The organism is Microbacterium sp. MTN4-26 (genome assembly GCF_042846595.1).
GTDB lineage: Bacteria > Actinomycetota > Actinomycetes > Actinomycetales > Microbacteriaceae > Microbacterium > Microbacterium luteum.
Map to the genome: position 1 here is coordinate 155,333 of NZ_BTGO01000002.1, position 18,577 is coordinate 173,909.

The window sequence follows — 18,577 nt, forward strand, 5'->3', positions numbered from 1 at the left end:
CCGCGCCTGCGCAGGCACTACTGTCGATACCGCCCACCCCCAGTCGAGGAGAACGTCCATGCCCATCGAACCCGACGGCGACGCGCGCCTGCAGGGCGTCTCTCTGCGCGGACTCCCCAAGGTCTCGCTGCACGATCACCTCGACGGCGCGCTGCGTCCTGCCACGATCGTCGAGCTCGCCGACGACATCGACCTCGACCTGCCTGCCGATGACGCCGACGAGCTCGCGGACTGGTTCGCCGACAAGAGCGATTCGGGCTCGCTCGTCGAGTACCTCAAGACGTTCGACGTCACCACGGCGGTGATGCAGACCCGCGAGGGGCTCACGAGGGTGGCGCGCGAGTTCGTCGAGGATCTTGCCGCCGACGGCGTCATCTACGGCGAGGTGCGCTGGGCACCCGAGCAGCACCTGGCCCGCGGTCTCTCGCTCGACGAGGTCGTCGAGGCCGTGCAGGAGGGCATCGAAGAGGGCGAAGATGCCGCCGAGAGCGCCGGCCGCGACATCCGTGTCGGGCAGCTGATCACGGCGATGCGACACGCCGATCGCTCGCTGGAGATCGCCGAGCTCGCCGTCCAGTGGCGTGGGCGAGGGGTCGTCGGCTTCGACATCGCGGGCGCCGAAGACGGCTTCCCGCCGTCGAAGCATCGTGAGGCGTTCGACTTCCTCGCGTCGCGATTCTTCCCCACGACGGTGCACGCGGGGGAGGCGGCCGGGCTCGACTCCATCCGCTCGGCCCTCATCGACGGTCGCGCGCTGCGGCTCGGGCACGGGGTGCGCCTGGCCGAGGACCTGCGGGTCGTCTCTCGCGAGGGCGACGAGGTGCAGGTGCAGTTCGGCGAGCTGGCGCGGTGGGTGCGCGACCGGGAGATCCCGCTCGAGCTGTCGCCGTCGTCGAACCTGCAGACCGGCGCGATCGCGCAGTGGGGCGAGGAGATCGAGGACCACCCCTTCGACCTGCTCTACCAGCTCGGGTTCGCGGTGACCGTCAACGTCGACAACCGCCTCATGAGCCGCACCTCGCTCACGCGGGAGTTGCAGGTGCTCGCGGAGACCTTCGACTACGACCTCGCCGACCTCGAGGCGTTCCAGCTGAACGCCGCCGCGGGCGCCTTCCTGACCGTGGAGGAGCGCGAGGAGCTCATCGAGCTGATCGCCGAGGGCTTCGCGCGCTGATCCGCCACCCGCGCGGTCTCGTTCCGCGCGCGCTGCCGTGCCTCGGCCGTCCCTCCGCTCCGCTCCGCGGCGTCGCCAACCCCGCGGCCGACGCCGTTCCTCCGCTCCGCCGCGTCGCCAACCCCGCGGCCGACGCCGTTCACAACTCCTCAAGAACGCGATCCCGCAGCCTGATCCCGGGCGCTGCGGGGTACAGCAGGCGTGTGGTTGCGGAGTTGTAAACGCATCCGGCCGATGAGCGAAGCTCGCCGCGTCACGCGGCCCGACCGTTCACAACTCCTCAACGGCGGGTGCGCCAGCGCCGACCGCGCGACACTTTCGTCTTCGGACGCAGATTCTTGAGGAGTTGTGAACAGCGCGGAGCGGCCGTCGGACATCACGGGGCGTCGACGCACGGGTGTGACGCGTCTGTGCGGGTGATCAGCGGCGAGGCGGATGTGCGAGGACGGCGGCGACCTGGCGCCGAACCGTGTCCCGCCGGTACATGATGTCTTCGGCGAGCGGCCGGACCGTCGTATAGCCGAGGGCCGCTGCGGCGAGGTCGCGTCGCCGGTCCCGCTTCTGCGCCGCCCAGTCTTCGTGGTGCTCCTTGCTGTCGCACTCGATGATCAGCCAGCCGTCGACCACGAAGTCCACGCGGCCCACACCCTCGATCGGCACCTGCACGTCGAACCGGCATCCGAGCGTGCGCAGCAGAAGGCGCATGAGCGACTCGGGCCCCGATTCGCACCGCCGGTCGAGCAGCCCGCCCAGGCGCCGGAACCGGCGCGGCAGGCGGGCGAAGATCTGGGCGAGGTCATCGCCGCCGATGAGCCGATGGTGCCAGGCGCTGTCGAGCGTCGCCACCGCCGCGCGCGGCGATTGGCAGCGGCAGGACTGCGCCAGGGCCTCGATGAGGTCGGCTGCGACCGCGTCCCGCGCGCCGCAGCGGGGTCGCCAGTGCGCCACGACGAGCGAGGGGCGGACGGGGAGCCGACTCGCGCCGTGATCCAATTGCACGTGGAGCCGAGTATCGTCCAGGACGAAGACACCGAGAGCGGTCAGCAGCGACACGCAGTCGAGCCGGGCGCCGAGCGTCGCCGCGTCGACGAGCGCCGCGTCGGTCGTGGTCGGCAGGTAGCGTCCGCGGCGGGGCCGCAGAATCCACCCGCGGCGCACGGCCTCGGTGATCGCGCGCCCGGTCATCCCTTCGCGGCGCAGGCTCGCCCGTGACATGAAGGTCGCACTGAGGAGCTCGGGGGCGCGCTCGCGAGGTGTCGGCATGCCCGAACTCAACTCGCTTCGGCGCGTCACGCCCGGCGCTCGCCCTCGATCCGGGGATGGCGGCGTCGCCGGCCCGGTTGGGGAGGGCGAGTGGCGTCCGGACGGCGCGTCCGAGGTCGGATGCTGCCGCGGCAGCGCCGTTCACAACTCCGCAAGGACGAGGCATCCGGCAACGCGAGGACGCCGCACACGCGCGTGGCGCTTCGGATATGAGGAGTTGTGAACGGCCGAGCACGGGCGCGCCACGCAGGAGCGCCGCCACGAGCGCCACCGCGGGCCCGCGGCCGCCGCCACGAGCGCCACCGCGGGCCCGCGGCCGCGGGGCCGCGGGCGGGTGCCGCGGGCGGGTGCGGCCCCCTCAGTCGGCCGGCGAGGCCTGCCGCGTCGCCACGAGCGCCTGGATGCGGTCGAAGAGCGGATGCTCCGGCTCGAGGCCCGTGACCTCGGCGGTGAAGGCCGCGGCGTCGCGCTCGGCGAGCAGCCGCTGCATGTCGACGGACTGCGCATCCTCCGGGTCGTGGAACGCGAGGGCGGCGGCGATCGCCGTCTCGAGGCCGGCGGTGGGGAGCCCGCGTTCGGCTGCCTCGGCCGCGGGGCCGATGAAGCGCTCGTTGCGCGACAGCTTGCGCAGCGGCTGGCGCCCCACCCGCCACACGGTGTCGGGGAGGGCCGGGTTCCGGAAGCGGCCGATGATCGTCGCACGGTAGTCGGCGAGGTCCGCCGCGTCGAACTCGTGTTTGGCGAGCAGGATGCCCGATGTCTCCTCCAGCGCCTTCGCGACGGCCGCTTCGATCGACGGGTCGGCGAGGGCGTCGGAGATCTTCTCGATGCCGGCCTGCGCGCCGAGATACGCGGTGGCGGCGTGTCCGGTGTTGACGGTGAAGAGCTTCCGCTCGATGTAGGGCGCGAGGTCGTCGACGAAGTGGGCGCCGGGGATCTCCGGCACCGCGTCGCCGAACGGCCCGCGCTCGATCGCCCACTCGAAGAACGGCTCGACGGTCACGTCGATGCCGGCGCCCTCGGGCTGGCCGGGCACGATCCGATCCACGGCGGTGTTGGCGAAGACGGCGCGTCTCGCGATCTGCGGCCACGCGTCGCCGGCGGCAGCGGCGACCTCGTCGCGAAGCAGGTGAGTGGCGTTGATGGCGTTCTCGCACGCCATCACCTGCAACGGCGGGCCCGCATCGCGCGCGATAAGCGCGGCGACGATGTGCGGGGCGACGAAACGGAGGATCGTCGGTCCCACGGCGGTGGTGACCACGTCGGCGTCGGCGATCTCGGCGACGACCTTCTCGGGGTCGGACTGACTGTTCACCGCACGGAAGCCGGTGACGGTCAAATCGCGCCCGCCGTCACCGACCTCGTGCACGGTGTACTCCGAGGCGGCGTTGATCGCGTCGACGAGCGGAGCGGCGACGTCGGAGAACACGACCTCATAGCCGGCCTCGTGCAGCAGCAGCCCGACGAATCCGCGGCCGATGTTGCCGGCGCCGAAGTGGACGGCCTTCATGACCCGGTCGCCTCGCTCACCACGGCGTAGATCTCCTCGGGGGTCTGCAGGGTCTTCAGGCGCGCGACGTCGTCCTCCTCGGAGAAGAGGATGGCGATCTGCGACAGGATCTCCAGGTGCTCGTCGCCCTTGCCGGCGATGCCGATGACGAACGTGACCTGCTCGCCGTCCCAGTCGACGCCGCCGTCATAGCGCACCACCGACAGCGCGGATTCGAGGATCGTGTCCTTCGTCTCATTCGTGCCGTGGGGGATCGCGAGCTCGTTGCCCATGAAGGTCGACACCGTCTGCTCGCGCTGCTGCATCGCGTCGTAGTAGTCCGCGGTGACGGCGCCGGCCGCCTGCAGGATGTCGGCCGCCTCCTTCATCGCCTCGTCGCGCGTCGCGCTTCCGGAGTGGATGCGCACCTGGCCCAGGCTCAGGACGTCACGTGCCATGGTGGCCCGCCTTTCGTTCGTGTCGGATGCTTGTCGCATCCACTGTTCCATCTGTGTCGGCCCGCGACCAGGGCCGGGAAAGGCTGCGGGGCCGGGGGCGTCGCGCCGGCCCGGCCCCGCAGCGGTCTCTCAGGAGTTCTTCTCGTGCTGGTCGCGGACCAGCTCGACGACCTCGTCGTAACGCGGCGAGTTCATGAAGTTGTCCACGGAGACGTGAACCGCGTCGGGCGTCTGGTGACGCGCACGGTCGGTGAGCTGGTTCTGCGTGATGACCAGGTCGGCGCTGGGGTCGAGGGCGGCGATGGCCTTGTTGGTCACCGTGACCCCCTCGAGGCCGGCCTTCTTGATCTTGTTGCGCAGCACGCTCGCACCCATCGCCGACGAGCCCATGCCCGCGTCGCACGCGAACACGATGTTGTTGATCTGACGCTCGGTCACGGTGGCGGCACCGCCGTCGCCGTCGGCCTGGGTGGCCGCTCCGCCGCGCAGGTTGCGCAGCGCATCCGAGCTCTTGCCCTTGGCCGCCTCGGTCTGGGTGATCGCGGCGCCGAACGCGTCGTCGGTAGAGGCCATCGCGGCCAGGTCGCGCTTGCGCGAGGCCCGCAGGATCACCGCGGCGATCAGGAAGGTCACCGCCGCCGACAGCACGACGGACAGGATCACCGCGAAGTACGCGCCGGTTGCGGTCTGCAGCAGCACCGCGATGATGCTGCCGGGGGCCGCCGGGGCGCGCAGGGCGCCGCCGAGGAGCATGTTCGTCGTGACACCGGTCATGCCACCGGCGATCAGCGCGACGATCAGCACCGGCTTCATCAGCGCGTACGGGAAGTACACCTCGTGGATGCCGCCGAAGAACTGGATGATCGCCGCACCGGGGGCCGACGCACGCGCCGCACCGAGTCCGAAGAACGTGAACGCCAGCAGCAGACCGACACCGGGACCGGGGTTGGCCTCGAGCAGGAACAGGATCGACGACCCGGTCTCGGATGCCTCCGTGACGCCCAGCGGCGTGAGCACGCCGTGGTTGATGGCGTTGTTCAGGAAGAACACCTTCGCCGGTTCGATGATGATGCTCGTCAGCGGCAGCAGGTTCATGTCGACCAGCCAGCTCACCGCGTTACCCAGTGCCTGCATGAGCCCGTTGACCAGCCAGGCGATCGGGTAGAACCCGACGACGGCCATCACGAAGCCCCAGATGCCGGCGGAGAACATGTTCACGAGCATCTCGAAGCCGGCGCGGATCTTGCCGTCCCACAGGCTGTCGAGCCACTTCATCGTGTATGCCGCGAGCGGGCCGAGGATCATGGCGCCGATGAACATGTGCACCTGGCCGAGCTGGCTCTCGCCCTCGGGCAGCGTGGCGTTGAAGTTGGCCACGAGCAGGTCGGAGCCGGCGATCGCGCCCATCGTCGCGATGACGCCGACGACGCCGCCGCGCACGTTGTAGACCATCGAGCCGCCCGTGTAGGCGATCAGCAGCGGGAGGGCGTAGTGGATGAACGGACCGACGATGGTCGCGAGGTCGGCGTTCGGGGTCCAGCCGACCTCGATGAAGAACGCCGTGAAGATGCCCCACGCGATCAGCGCAGGGATGTTCGGCATGATCATGCCGGACAGGAACGTGCCGAAGCGCTGTACTCCGACGCGCGCCTTGCTGCCCGTGCTCGCGGGCGATGACGCCGTTGTCATGACTGTGTCTCCTTCTCTCGGTCCGCCGCGGTCTGCGCGGCGATTCGTGCCGAGGCCGCGTCATCGGCGGCCAGGGCGGCTTCGGCGATGCGCACCGCATCGTCCAGGGTGTGCTCGAGCAGGGTCGCTCGAACGTCGGCAAGGGCTGTGGGCGCCATCGACAGGCTCGTCGCGCCGAGGCCCACGAGGACGACGGCCAGGAGCGGGTCCGCCGCCGCCTCGCCGCAGATGCCGACGGGCTTGCGGTTGGCCTTCCCCGCCATGCCGACCTCGCGCACGAGGCGCAGGACGGCGGGGTGCCAGGGGTCCTGATACGAGGCGACCGAGCCGAGCAGGCGGTCGGCGGCCATCGTGTACTGCGTCAGGTCGTTGGTGCCGATGGAGGCGAAGTCCGCGTGGCGGAGCACCCGGTCGGCGAGGAGCGCCGAGGACGGGACCTCGACCATCACGCCGGCGGTCTTGATGTCGTACTCGCGGGCGAGGGTGACGAAGTACTCCGTCTCCTCGACCGTGGCGACCATGGGCGCCATGACCCACAGGTCTGCGGGCCCCTCGGGCGTGCGGCGGGTGGCGGCGTGCGCCTCCGAGAGCGCGGTGAGCTGCTCGCGCAGGATGTCCTCGCTCTGGCGCAGCGCGCGGAGTCCCCGCAGGCCCAGGGCGGGGTTGTCCTCGTGAGCGTCGTTGAGGAACGGCAGCGGCTTGTCGGCGCCGGCGTCGAGCATGCGCACGACGACCTTCTTGCCGGGGAAGGCCTTCAACAGCTCCGTGTACGACGCGCGCTGCTGCTCGACGGTCGGCGCCTGGCTCGCGCTGAGGAAGAGGAACTCGGTGCGGAACAGGCCCACGCCCTCGGCGCCGAGCTCCACGGCTTCGGCCGCCGCAGCGGGGCTGCCGAGGTTCGCCAGCAGCGGCACAGCGGTGCCGTCGGCGAGAGCACCGGGGGTCAGCGGCGCGTTCGCGGCCTCTGCCCGCGCGCGGGCGCGGGTTGCAGCGCGGTCGAGCTCGTCCGTGGTCGGCTCGGTGGTCACCACGCCGGAGGCGGCATCCACGATCACCGTCTCGCCGTCGACGAGATTCTTCGCACCGGATGCGCCCACGATCGCGACGATCGACTTCTCGCGGGCGAGGATCGCCGTGTGCGAGGTCGGTCCGCCTTCGGTGGTCACGAGGGCGAGCACCTTGTCGAGGTCGAGCAGAGCAGTGTCGGCGGGGGCGAGGTCCTTCGCGACCAGCACGAAGGGGTGGCCCGGATCCGGAACGCCCGGCGCGGGCTCGCCGCGCAGCTGCGCGATGACGCGCTGGGCGACGTCGTCGAGGTCGGCCGCGCGCTCGCCGAGGTAGCCGCCGAGGGCGGTGAGCTGCTGCCGGAACGACGCGAACGCATCGTGCACCGCCCACTCGGCGGTCTTGCCCTGGGCGAGCCGCGTGTCGATCTCTTCTTCGAGGGTCGGGTCCTCGGCCATCATGGCCTGGGCTTCGAGCACCTCCTGAGCGGCGCCGCCGGCCTGCGTCCCGCGGGCCTCGAGCTCTCGGGCGACCGCGCCGACGGCCTCCCGGGCCCGGGAGGTCTCCTCTTCGGGGCTGAGGGCGCTGGCCGCATCGTCGGGGGCGGGCAGCGGCGGTGCCATGCGGGCCACGGGCCCCTGGGCGACGCCGAGTCCGATGCCGACTCCTCGCAACTGTGTCATCCGGAATCGCCTCGCTTACGCGTCGTGATCGGTCGTGAGCAGTTCCGAGAGCGAGTCGAGCGCCGCTTCGGCGTTGTCGCCCTCGGCGGTGAGGGTCACGTAGTCACCCTGCTCGACGCCCAGGGCGATGACGCCGAGGATGCTCGCGGCGTTCACGGGAGCGCCGGAGGCCTTCGCGATCGTGATCGGCAGACCGGTCTGCTTCGCCGCCTGCGCGAACAGCTTGACGGGGCGGGCGTGCAGCCCGTGCGCGGAAGCGACGCGGACGGTGCGGCTGATGGCGGTCATGAGTGATCCTCTCTGATGCGCGTGTGCGCGAACACGGTGTCGTGAGGAGTCCCGGCGACCGCCTCGCGCACGAGCGCGAGGGTGCGGCTGGCGTCCTTGTCGGCGTAGACATCGGACGGCATGAGCGCGACGATGCTCCCCACGTGGGCGGCTTCCGCCCGGATGCGGTCGAGGTCGTCGTGCAGGTGGGGCCCCACCATGACGAGATCGGCCGTCTCCAGATCGATCGGGAGGGACTGTGCGGTCGCCGCCGTGGCGGTGACATCCACGCCCTGCTCCCGCGCCGCCTGGCGCAGACGCTGAACGATGAACGTGCTCGACGCGCCCGCGCCGCACACCACCACGATCCTCATCGACCACACTCCTCGCTGATTCTTCGATTCTGAGGATTCCCTGAGCGCGTGACAACCAGTCCTTCTTCCGCCCGGCAGGAAAGGCGCCGCCTTCCGCCCGGGAGGAAGGCGGGCATGGAAGACTTGCCGGTGACGAGGCGAGGAGCGACGTTGACCAAGGCACGACAGGATCGCCTGCTCGGCATCCTGGTGCGGGACGGCCAGTGGGCCACCGCGGCGACCCTCGCCGACGCTCTCGGGGTCACTCCGCGCAGTGTCCGCAGCTACGTCACCGCGGTCAATGCGCGGGTGCGTGGCGGAACCGCGATCGAGTCGGGGCCGCAGGGGTACCGCGCCGGACCGGATGCGGTGGCCGCGCAGCGAGCGGGAGCGGGCGCCGATTCCGGCACCCCCCGAGATCGCCTTCATCGCCTGGTGCGGCTGCTGCTCGACGACCCCGACGGCGTCGACGTGTTCCAGACCGCGGACGACCTGCACGTGAGCCCTGCGACGCTCGAGGCGGACCTCGCACGAGTGCGATCCCTGCTGGGCGGTACCGAGTTGACGCTGGAGCGTTCCGCCTCGACCGCACGACTGCGCGGCACCGAGATGGCCCAGCGGCGGCTGCTCAGCCGCCTCGCGCACGACGAGATGGACGCCGGCGCGTTCGACCTCGAGGCACTGCGGCGCACGCTCGGCGACGAGTCGGTCGGAGCGCGAGCGTTCGGTCCGTTCAAGGACGACCTCGTCGGAGAGCTCGGCAGCCTCGGCTACTACGTCAACGAATTCGGGATCGCCGACGTCGTGATGCACATCGCCATCGCGGCCGACCGCGTCGCGCAGGACCGCGGGCTGGATGCGATCGCCCACGACGCGCAGGAGTCGCACGAGGCGGTCGAGGCGCTGATCGGACGCCTGGCGGAACAGCATCTCGGCGTGACTCTCGGTGCGGGGGACCGGTTCCACCTTGCGACCCTCGTGCTCACCCGCGTCGTCGCGCCGGGTGCATCGGCGCCGTCGGTGCGCGGGCGCCTGGACCCCGAGGTGGAGGGGGCGGTCCGCGAGATCGTCGAGCGGGCCGCCGCCCAGTTCCTCGTCGACATCGCGCACGATGACTTCATCCTCCGCCTGGCACTGCACGTGCAGAACCTGCGGGCGCGGGCGAAAGAGCAGGCGTGGTCGCGCAATCCGCTCACCCGGTCGCTCAAGTCGACGTACCCGATGATCTTCGATGTCGCCGTCTTCATCGCGAGCGGCCTGAACACCTCCCTCGGAATTCCTCTGCTCGACGATGAGATCGCCTACATCGCGATGCACGTCGGCGGACGACTCGAGCGGAGCCGTCGCGCCGACCAGCTGCTGACCGCGACGATCGTGTGCCCCGGGTACTACGAGCTGCATGAGCTGCTCCGCTCGAGCGTCGACCGATCGCTCGGACGTGCGATCGAGGTCGTCGGGGTCGAGACGCGCGCGGATCCGGACTGGCGCTCGATCGACACCGATCTCGTGCTCACCACGATCGATCCGCCGACGCCGAACGACCGGGTCGTCCGCGTGCAGCCGTTCCTCACCGAGAGCGACGTGGAACGGGTGCAGGCGGCAGCCGGTCGCGTGCGCCGGGGGCGGCGCCTGGCCCGACTGCGCGCCGACATCGAGCGCTACTTCGATCCGTCGGCCTTCGTGCGCGGGCTCGACGCCGGCGCAGGGGAGGAGGGCGTCATCCGGGCCCTGGGCGGGCGGCTCGTCGATCTCGGCGTCATCGACCCGGAGTACGTCGACCGGGCGATCGAGCGCGAACAGCTCTCGTCGACCGCCTTCACCGACGCCCTCGCCGTGCCGCACGCGATGGGCATGACCGCGTCGCGCACCGCCATCGCGATCGGCATCGCGGACCCGTCGATCCCGTGGGGCGACGGGCGCGTGCAGGTCGTGGCCCTCGTGGCCTTCTCGGAGAACGATCGAGAGGCCTTCCAGACCGTCTTCGAGCAGTTCGTCGAGGTCTTCAGCGAGCGTGAGAGCGTGCACCGCATCGTGCGGCGCGGCACCGACTTCACGCCCTTCCTCGACGAGCTCGTCGCCGTCATCGACGGCTGATCCACCGGCATCCGTCGCTCGGACCCCGCCCCGGCCGCCGCCGCCCTTCCCACCGGCCGCGGCCGCCCTGCCCCGCATCCGCCGCCCCTGGCCTGCCAGCTGTGCCCTAATTCAGGCTGCGCGGCCGTCAATCCGGTCGACACGCCGTCAGAGGAGTTCCTGAGCCTGAGTCGCGGCACGGCCGACGGCAAACGCCGCGCGACGCCGGGCGCTCCCGCTGCCGGGCTTGTTCGGCCAGGGTCCCGCGCCCGGCTCGTTCTGTGCCGCCGCGCATCCCCTGCCAGCTGTGCCCTAACTCAGGCTGCGTGGCCGTCGATCCGGTCGACACGCCGTCGGGAGCGCCTCTGAGCATGAGTCGCGGCACGTGGTCGACGGTGAACGCCGCGCGACGGCGGGCGCTCCCCGCTTCCGGGCCTCTCCGTCCGAGACCCCGCTCGCCCGACTCGTCCCGTGCCGCAACTCAGGCTGCGCGGGCTTCACCGAGGGCGACACGCCGATGGCCTGGGCGCTGAGCCTGAGTCAGGGACGATTGGGGGGATGGGTAGTGCGTCTGAAGTTGCGTGTGAAGTTGCGAGGCCTTCAGCCCTACCTGCCCCTCACGACCCACCGCCGGGCTTGCCCGGTTGTCCCGCGTTCTGCGCCGGGGCGGCCTGTGACGCAGCTCAGGCTGCCGCGGCCGTCACGGGCTCGACACGCCGACGGCGGAGCCGCTGAGCCTGAATTAAGGCACCTGGATGCGGGCGAACGTCTCAAGCCGCGCCGCGACGCAGGTCGCCCCACCGCCCCAGGTCGCCCCACCGCCCCAGGTCGCCCCAGGCGACGGGGCGGCTCAGGCGAGGCTGTCGAGCAGCGCGCGGGCGCCGTCGGCCAGCGCGCGAAGGCGCGACTGCGCGTCGGCGGATGACTCGGCGCGCACATCGAGGTAGACCTTCAGCTTCGGCTCGGTGCCGCTCGGCCGCACGATCACGCGGGATCCGTCGTCGAGCCACAGCCGCAGCACGTCGCCCGGCGGCAGGCCGTCGACGCCCTCGAGCAGATCGTCCACCTGCTCGATCGGCACGTCTCCCACGGTGTGCGGATGCTGCTTCCGCAGCGCCGACATCATCGCGCCGACCGCCGCGACGTCGTCGGTGCGCACGGAGACCTGATCGCTCGCGAACACCCCGAAGGTCTCGTCGAACTCCGCCAGCAGGTCGCCGAGCGTGCGGCCTTCGCGGCGCGCATCGGCGGCCAGCCCGAGCACTGCGATGGCGGCGGAGATGCCGTCCTTGTCGCGCACCGTCTCCGGATTGACGAGGTAGCCGAGCGCCTCCTCGAATCCGTAGACGATTCCGGGTGCCCGGGAGATCCACTTGAAGCCCGTCAGCGTGGCGTGGAAGTCCAGCCCGTGCGCGTCGGCGATCGCCTTCAGACCAGGCGAGGAGACGAGCGAGCACGCCAGAGACGGCCGCGGGGCCGCTGCCCCACCCTCGCCCTCGCCGCGTGCCGTGACCAGGCGGGCGGCGCGCCAACCGAGCAGCAGCCCGATCTCATTCCCCGTCAGCCGCCGCCACCCGCCGTCGGGGTCGGGCAGTGCGACGGCCAGCCGATCGGCGTCGGGGTCGTTCGCGATCACGAACTCGGCGCGCGCCTCGTCGGCCGCGGCGAACGACAGGTCCATCGCCCCCGGCTCCTCCGGGTTGGGGAAGGCCACGGTGGGGAAGGATCCGTCCGGCTCGATCTGCTCGCTCACGACCACCGGCGCCGGATATCCGGCGCGGTCGAGGATCGCCGACAGCGTCTCCCATCCCACGCCGTGCATGGCGGTGTACACCCAGGTCATCCCGTCTGCGCCCGCCGGTGCGGGGGCGACAGCGGCCGTCGCTTCGATGTACGCGTCGACAACGTCTTCGGATGCCGTTTCGAATGCCAGCGAGCGGGGGAGGGCGGCGATGTCACCGGCGTCGGCGACGCGCTGGATGTGCGCGGCGATCTCGGCGTCGGCGGGGCTGACGATCTGCGACCCCTCGTCGTCGCCGCCGAGATAGACCTTGTAGCCGTTGTCGTTCGGCGGGTTGTGGCTGGCGGTGACCATCACCCCGGCCGCGGCGCCCAGATGGCGCACGGCGAAGGCGAGCACCGGTGTCGGCAGAAGCCGCGGGAGCAGCACGGCCCGGAGGCCTGCGCCCGCGAAGATCTCCACGGAGTCGCGCGCGAAGACGTCGGAGTTGCGACGCCCGTCGTACCCGACGACCACGAGCGGAGCGTCGGGCCGGAGTGGTGCCGGCTCAGCGACGTCGTCGGCCGCGGCATCCACACCCGCCCGTTCGGCGAGGTAGGCGGCCAGCCCCGCGGCCGCCTGGACGACGAGTACGCGGTTCATGCGGTTCGTGCCCGCGCCGAGCTCGCCGCGCAGGCCCGCCGTGCCGAACGCGAGCCGCGCCGCGAACCGGTCGTGCAGCGCATCGAGCGCATCGGCATCGCCCACCTCGGCGCCCTCGAGCAGTGCGCGCAGCTCCGCCCGGGTGTCGGGGTCGGGGTCCTGGGCGAGCCACGCGCGGGCGCGCTCGAGCAGATCTTCGTGTGCGGTGCTGTCCATGGCGGCCTCCTCGTCGCTGGGAACAGAGCTCTCGTTCGGCGTCACAGGGCCGCCACGACCCGCGCCAGCAGGTCGCTGATGACGGGCTCGGCCTCGCGGCCCGCTTCGATGACCTCGGCATGGCTGAGCGGGGTGGTCTGGATGCCGGCGGCCATGTTCGTGATCAGCGAGAACCCGAGGATCTCCATGCCGGCCTGGCGCGCCGCGATGGCTTCGAGGGCGGTGGACATGCCCACGATGTGCCCGCCGATGGCCTTCGCCATCTGCACCTCTGCCGGTGTCTCGTACTGCGGGCCGCGGAATTGGCAGTAGACGCCCTCGTCGAGGGTCGGGTCGATGCGCCGGGCGACGTCGCGGAGCCGGGTGGAGTACAGATCGGTGAGGTCGATGAACGTCGCCCCCTCGAGCGGGGAGGCGCCGGTGAGGTTGATGTGGTCGCTGATGAGCACCGGCTGCCCGGGCTTCCAGGTATGACGGATGCCGCCCGCGCCGTTGGTGAGCACCATGGTCTTCGCGCCGGTCGCCGCGGCCGTGCGCACGCTGTGGACGACGCGCCGCACGCCGTGGCCTTCGTAGAAGTGGGTGCGGGCGCCGATGACCAGCACGCGGCGCCCGTCGGCGGTGAGGATGCTGCGGAGGGTGCCGACGTGGCCTTCCAAGGCGGGCTTGCTGAATCCGGTGACCTCGGGCGCGGGGATGGTCGCGGTGGTCTCGCCGATGAGGTCGGCGGCTTTGCCCCACCCGCTGCCGAGGGTGAGGGCGATGTCGTGGGACTCGACACCGGTGAGCCGAGCGATGTCGGCGGCGGCGGCCGCGGCGACCTCGAACGGGTCGGTGTCCGGGGCGTCGAGAGGATTCAGGGGCTCATCGTGCATGCCCCCACTCTAGGAACGTGCCCACGGTCCCGCCAGGAACCGGCGTTCGTGGCGCGTCCCCCGGACTGGAACAATGGGGGGCATGTCGTTGAGCTTCGAGCAGACCCAGAGCGTCGCGATCATCGGCGGCGGCCCCGGCGGGTACGAGGCGGCGCTGTCCGCTGCCCAGCTCGGCGCCGACGTCACCCTCGTGGAACGGGCCGGAGTCGGCGGGTCGGCGGTCATCACCGACGTCGTCCCGTCGAAGTCGCTGATCGCGACCGCGGATGCGGCGGTGGCGATCTCCGAGGCCGGCGATCTGGGCGTGCAGCTGTTCGCCAAGGGCGCCGACGGCAAACCGCTCAAGCCCGAGATCGCGATCAACCTCGCGGCGGTCAACCGGCGCCTGCTCTCTCTCGCCCGCCAGCAGTCCGACGACATGCGTGCGCAGCTCGCCGAGGCGGGCGTGCGCATCATCAACGGTCACGGCCGCCTCGAGGGCGATTCCGCGGTGGTCGTCTCCACCGGCCCCGGCGGCACCGACTTCGACCGCGTCGAGGCGGACACGCTCGTCGTGTCGGTGGGAGCGTCGCCGCGCGAACTGCCCACCGCTCGCCCCGACGGCACGCGCATCCTCACCTGGACGCAGCTGTACGACATGAAGGAGCTGCCCGAGCACCTGATCGTCGTCGGCTCCGGCGTGACCGGCGCCGAGTTCGCCTCGGCCTACATGAACCTGGGGTCGAAGGTCACGCTCGTGTCGTCCCGCGACCAGGTGCTCCCCGGTGAGGATGAGGATGCGGCGGCCGTGCTCGAGAAGGTCTTCAAGCGCGGCGGGATGACCGTGCTGTCGAAGACCCGTGCCGAGAAGGTCGAGAACACCGGCGACGGTGTGCGCGTGACCGTCTCGGGCGGGCAGGTCGTCGAGGGCAGCCACTGCCTGCTCGCGGTCGGATCCATCCCGAACACGAAGGACATCGGCCTCGAGGGCGCAGGGGTGCAGATGACCTCGTCCGGTCACATCCGCGTGAACCGCGTCGCCCGCACCTCGGTGCCCAACATCTACGCCGCCGGCGACTGCACGACGTTCGTCCCCCTCGCATCCGTCGCCTCGATGCAGGGGCGGCAGGCCGTCTTCCACGCGCTCGGCGACGTCGTGATCCCGCTGGAGCAGCGGCGCATCACGGCGAACATCTTCACCGCCCCCGAGATCGCCACGGTCGGCTACTCCGAGCAGGACATCGAGAACGGCGTCATGCGCGGCGTGGTGCACAAGCTGCCGCTCGCGGCGAACCCGCGCGCGAAGATGCAGGGCATCAAGGACGGCTTCGTGAAGATCATCGCCCGGCAGGGCAGCGGCACGGTGATCGGCGGTGTGATCGTCGCGCCGAAGGCATCGGAGCTGATCTATCCGCTGGCGATCGCGGTGGAACGGCGCCTGACCGTCGACCAGGTCTCGAGGGTGTTCGCGGTGTATCCGTCGCTGTCGACGAGCATCACGGATGCGACGCGTGCGATGCACATCGTCGACCGCAGCGAAGACGAGGACTGACCCTTCCCGCGAGTCCCGTCCTCCGGCCGTTGAGCCCGCGAGTCCCGACCTCCGGTCGTTGAGCGAGCGCAGCGAGACGAAACGTCGCCACGTTTCAACGTCGGAGATTCGGCCCGACGTCGGAGAATATCGGACGATTCATCCGACATCGGCGTGATTCTCCGACGTCCAGGGTGGTCAGGCCACGTCGGTGGCGATAGGCTCCGGGCGTCGGAGGGGGACCGGGTGATCGACGCCGCGCTGCTGCAGCTTCCGGAGGGGGCGCACGATGTCACCGTCGTGCGCGAAATTGACGGCCTGAGCTACATCGATCCGGATGATCCGGCGATGCCGTCGTACCGGGTCATCGCGAACAATCGCCAGCCGGTCGCGCTGCGCGACATGATGATCCTCCCCGTCCGCACGGGGTACATCGGTGCCGACCGGCTGAAGCCCGACCCGGCGCTCATCCCGCCCACCGGTGAGCAGGCAGTGCCCGACGTCGACGAGACGACCGTCTACCTGCCGGTGCGTGATGGTCACGTCAGCGCGCAGGTGTACCGGCCGCAGGCGGCGGCTTCGGATGCGGTCCTGCCGGTGATCCTCTATGCGCACGGTGGCGGGTTCACCGTCGGCTCCGACTTCGACACGGCGTACATCACCCGCCGGCTGGCGCGGGACAATACGGCGGTCGTCGTCTCGACGAACTATCGGATGGCGCCGGAGTACCCGTACCCGACGCCGCTCGACGATGTCGCCGACGTCTACGCGTGGCTCGTTCGCGAAGCCGGACGTGTGGGCGGCGACCCCGCGCGCGTGGTCGTGGCCGGCGATTCGGCGGGGTCGAACTTCGCCGCCGCGCTTGCGCTGTACGCTCGCGCGCACGACCTGCCCGCGCCGGCCGCGGTCATCATGCTCGGTGCGTTCGCCGACTTCACGCAGGAGCGGTGGCCCTCGTTCCAGGCGCAGGCGCCGCGGGGCATCGTGTACGACAGCGCCTTCTTCGCGTTCATCCGGAGCGCCTACCTGCCGACGACGGCGTGGACGGAGCCGCTGGCGAGCCCGATCTACGGCGACCTGCGCGGCTATCCGCCGCTGTTCCTGGCCACCGGAACGCACGACCCGATCATCGACTCCGCCCGCGCTTTCGCGTCGCTCGTCGCAGACGCCGGGTCACCGGTCGATGGATACTGGCCCGAGGGAATGCCGCACGGCTTCTACTTCTTCCCCGGGGTGCATCCCGAAGGCGATGTCGCGTTCGAGCGCTGCGCCGCGTTCCTCGCGGCCCACCTGTAGCGCGTCAGGCGATGGTCATCAGCTGATGACCGGCGGAGACGGTGGTGCCGGGGTCGGCGTTGACCGAGCCGATGACGCCGTCCTTGTGGGCCTGGATGGGCTGCTCCATCTTCATCGCCTCGAGCACGACGATCAGGTCGCCCTTGACGACCTCCTGGCCTTCGGCGACGGCGACCTTGACGATGGTCGCCTGCATGGGTGCCTTCACCGCGTCGCCGCTGGCGCCTCCGCCGGAGACGGTCGCGGCGTGCGAGCGGCGCGAGGGCGGGGCGACGGCCGGGCGGCCCGTCTGCGGGGCGGATGACACGACCCGGTCGGGCAGGCTCACCTCGAGGCGCTTGCCACCCACCTCCACGACGACGGTGTGGCGCCCTTCGTCGGGCTTCGGAGCATCCGGTTCGCCGTCCCACGCGGGGATGTCGTTGACGAACTCGGTCTCGATCCACCGGGTGAACACGCCGAACTCGCCGCTCTCGGCGGTGAAGGCGGGGTCGCTCACGACCTTGCGGTGGAAGGGCAGCACCGTGGGCATGCCCGCGACCTCGAACTCCTCGAGCGCGCGGCGGGACCTCTCGAGGGCCTCGGCGCGGTCGCGGCCGCTCACGATGATCTTGCCCAGCAGCGAATCGAACGCACCCGACACGGCGTCGCCGGCGGTGACGCCGGAGTCGAGCCGGATGCCCGGACCGCCGAAGGTCTTGAAGACGTGGATGGGACCGGGCTGCGGCAGGAAGTTGCGGCCGGGGTCTTCGCCGTTGATGCGGAACTCGATCGCGTGACCGACCGGCTGCGGGTCGTCGTATCCGATCTGCTCGCCCTCGGCGATGCGGAACTGCTCCCGCACCAGGTCGATGCCGGTGACCTCTTCGGAGACCGGATGCTCCACCTGCAGGCGCGTGTTCACCTCGAGGAACGAGATCGTGCCGTCGGCACCGATGAGGAACTCGCACGTGCCGGCGCCGAGGTAGCCCACCTCGCGCAGGATCTTCTTCGACGCGTCGTAGAGGATGCGGTTCTGCTCCTCGGTGAGGAACGGTGCCGGAGCCTCTTCGACGAGCTTCTGGTGGCGGCGCTGCAGGGAGCAGTCGCGCGTGGAGACGACCACGACGTTGCCGGCGGAGTCGGCGAGGCACTGGGTCTCGACGTGGCGCGGCTTGTCGAGGTACTTCTCCACGAAGCACTCGCCGCGGCCGAACGCGGCGATGGCCTCGCGCGTCGCGGACTCGAACAGCTCCGCGACCTCGTCGAACTCGCGCGCGACCTTCAGGCCGCGCCCGCCGCCGCCGTAGGCGGCCTTGATGGCGATCGGCAGCCCGTGCTCGCGGGCGAAGTCGATCACCTGCTCGGCACCGTCGACGGGGCCGGGGGTTCCCGGCGCGAGGGGAGCGCCGACCTTCTCGGCGACGTGACGGGCGGTGACCTTGTCGCCGAGGGCCTCGATGGCCTCCGGCGACGGGCCGATCCAGGTGAGGCCCGCCCCGATGACGGCGCGGGCGAAGTCGGCGTTCTCGGCGAGGAAGCCGTAGCCGGGATGCACCGCGTCGGCGCCGGAGCGTCGTGCGACGGAGAGGATCTTGTCGATGGAGAGGTAGGTCTCCGCGCTGGTGGATCCGTCGAGGGCGTATGCCTCGTCGGCGAGGCGCGCGTGCAGGGCGTCGCGGTCCTGGTCGGCGTAGACGGCGACGGAGGACTTTCCGGCGTCGCGCGCGGCGCGGATGACACGGACGGCGATCTCGCCGCGGTTCGCGATGAGGACCTTGGCGATACGAGGCATGGATTTCAGCCTACCGACGGCCTCCGCGGTGGTTTTGACCGGTTCGTACAAATCCCACGAAGAAACGTG

The 18,577-nt window shown here is 71.0% G+C and carries 14 protein-coding genes; 4 read left to right on the forward strand and 10 right to left on the reverse strand.

The window, feature by feature from the left end; genetic code table 11:
• Positions 1-58: 58 nt before the first annotated feature.
• The gene (locus ACGG9C_RS02280; protein WP_390178184.1) at positions 59-1,174 is read left to right on the forward strand and encodes an adenosine deaminase; all 1,116 of its coding nucleotides are present in this window, start codon (positions 59-61) and stop codon (positions 1,172-1,174) included.
• 420 nt (positions 1,175-1,594) lie between these two features.
• Here ACGG9C_RS02280 and ACGG9C_RS02285 read toward each other — a convergent pair whose 3' ends face one another.
• From ACGG9C_RS02285 to ACGG9C_RS02315, 7 genes are all read right to left on the reverse strand, one after another.
• Positions 1,595-2,437: an endonuclease domain-containing protein gene (locus ACGG9C_RS02285; RefSeq protein ID WP_390178185.1), complete on the reverse strand. Its 843-nt coding sequence runs from the start codon at positions 2,435-2,437 to the stop codon at positions 1,595-1,597.
• A 358-nt stretch (positions 2,438-2,795) separates the two neighbouring features.
• Positions 2,796-3,947, reverse strand: coding sequence for a mannitol-1-phosphate 5-dehydrogenase (locus tag ACGG9C_RS02290; protein ID WP_390178186.1), 1,152 nt, complete (start codon positions 3,945-3,947; stop codon positions 2,796-2,798).
• Positions 3,944-4,384: a PTS sugar transporter subunit IIA gene (locus ACGG9C_RS02295; protein ID WP_071044698.1), complete on the reverse strand. Its 441-nt coding sequence runs from the start codon at positions 4,382-4,384 to the stop codon at positions 3,944-3,946. Before ACGG9C_RS02295 ends, ACGG9C_RS02290 begins: the two co-directional genes overlap by 4 nt.
• Before the next feature lie 129 nt (positions 4,385-4,513).
• Positions 4,514-6,073 (reverse strand): PTS mannitol transporter subunit IICB, encoded by a 1,560-nt coding sequence (locus ACGG9C_RS02300; protein ID WP_390178187.1) that lies wholly within the window; start codon positions 6,071-6,073, stop codon positions 4,514-4,516.
• Positions 6,070-7,761 (reverse strand): phosphoenolpyruvate--protein phosphotransferase, encoded by a 1,692-nt coding sequence (ptsP, locus tag ACGG9C_RS02305; RefSeq protein ID WP_390178188.1) that lies wholly within the window; start codon positions 7,759-7,761, stop codon positions 6,070-6,072. Before ptsP ends, ACGG9C_RS02300 begins: the two co-directional genes overlap by 4 nt.
• Before the next feature lie 15 nt (positions 7,762-7,776).
• Positions 7,777-8,049 (reverse strand): HPr family phosphocarrier protein, encoded by a 273-nt coding sequence (locus tag ACGG9C_RS02310; RefSeq protein ID WP_390178189.1) that lies wholly within the window; start codon positions 8,047-8,049, stop codon positions 7,777-7,779.
• On the reverse strand, positions 8,046-8,402 hold the full coding sequence (locus tag ACGG9C_RS02315) for a PTS sugar transporter subunit IIB (RefSeq protein WP_288420103.1): 357 nt from the start codon (positions 8,400-8,402) through the stop codon (positions 8,046-8,048). Before ACGG9C_RS02315 ends, ACGG9C_RS02310 begins: the two co-directional genes overlap by 4 nt.
• Positions 8,403-8,552: 150 nt before the next feature.
• Between ACGG9C_RS02315 and ACGG9C_RS02320 the strand changes: the two genes are divergently transcribed.
• Positions 8,553-10,475 (forward strand): BglG family transcription antiterminator, encoded by a 1,923-nt coding sequence (locus ACGG9C_RS02320; RefSeq protein ID WP_390178190.1) that lies wholly within the window; start codon positions 8,553-8,555, stop codon positions 10,473-10,475.
• Positions 10,476-11,304: 829 nt separating this feature from the next.
• Here the strand turns inward: ACGG9C_RS02320 and ACGG9C_RS02325 are convergent.
• A complete protein-coding gene (locus ACGG9C_RS02325; protein ID WP_390178191.1) occupies positions 11,305-13,053 on the reverse strand; it encodes a phospho-sugar mutase in 1,749 nt (582 codons plus the stop codon).
• 41 nt (positions 13,054-13,094) lie between these two features.
• Positions 13,095-13,928, reverse strand: a complete 834-nt coding sequence (locus tag ACGG9C_RS02330; protein WP_390178192.1) for a purine-nucleoside phosphorylase — start codon at positions 13,926-13,928, stop codon at positions 13,095-13,097.
• A gap of 82 nt (positions 13,929-14,010) precedes the next feature.
• Between ACGG9C_RS02330 and ACGG9C_RS02335 the strand changes: the two genes are divergently transcribed.
• Positions 14,011-15,459 (forward strand): NAD(P)H-quinone dehydrogenase, encoded by a 1,449-nt coding sequence (locus ACGG9C_RS02335; protein WP_286794238.1) that lies wholly within the window; start codon positions 14,011-14,013, stop codon positions 15,457-15,459.
• Positions 15,460-15,684: 225 nt separating this feature from the next.
• The gene (locus ACGG9C_RS02340; RefSeq protein ID WP_390178193.1) at positions 15,685-16,734 is read left to right on the forward strand and encodes an alpha/beta hydrolase; all 1,050 of its coding nucleotides are present in this window, start codon (positions 15,685-15,687) and stop codon (positions 16,732-16,734) included.
• A 4-nt stretch (positions 16,735-16,738) separates the two neighbouring features.
• Here the strand turns inward: ACGG9C_RS02340 and ACGG9C_RS02345 are convergent, their stop codons facing one another.
• Complete coding sequence (locus ACGG9C_RS02345; protein ID WP_286795515.1) at positions 16,739-18,508, reverse strand: biotin carboxylase N-terminal domain-containing protein; 1,770 nt, start codon at positions 18,506-18,508, stop codon at positions 16,739-16,741.
• Positions 18,509-18,577: the final 69 nt, after the last annotated feature.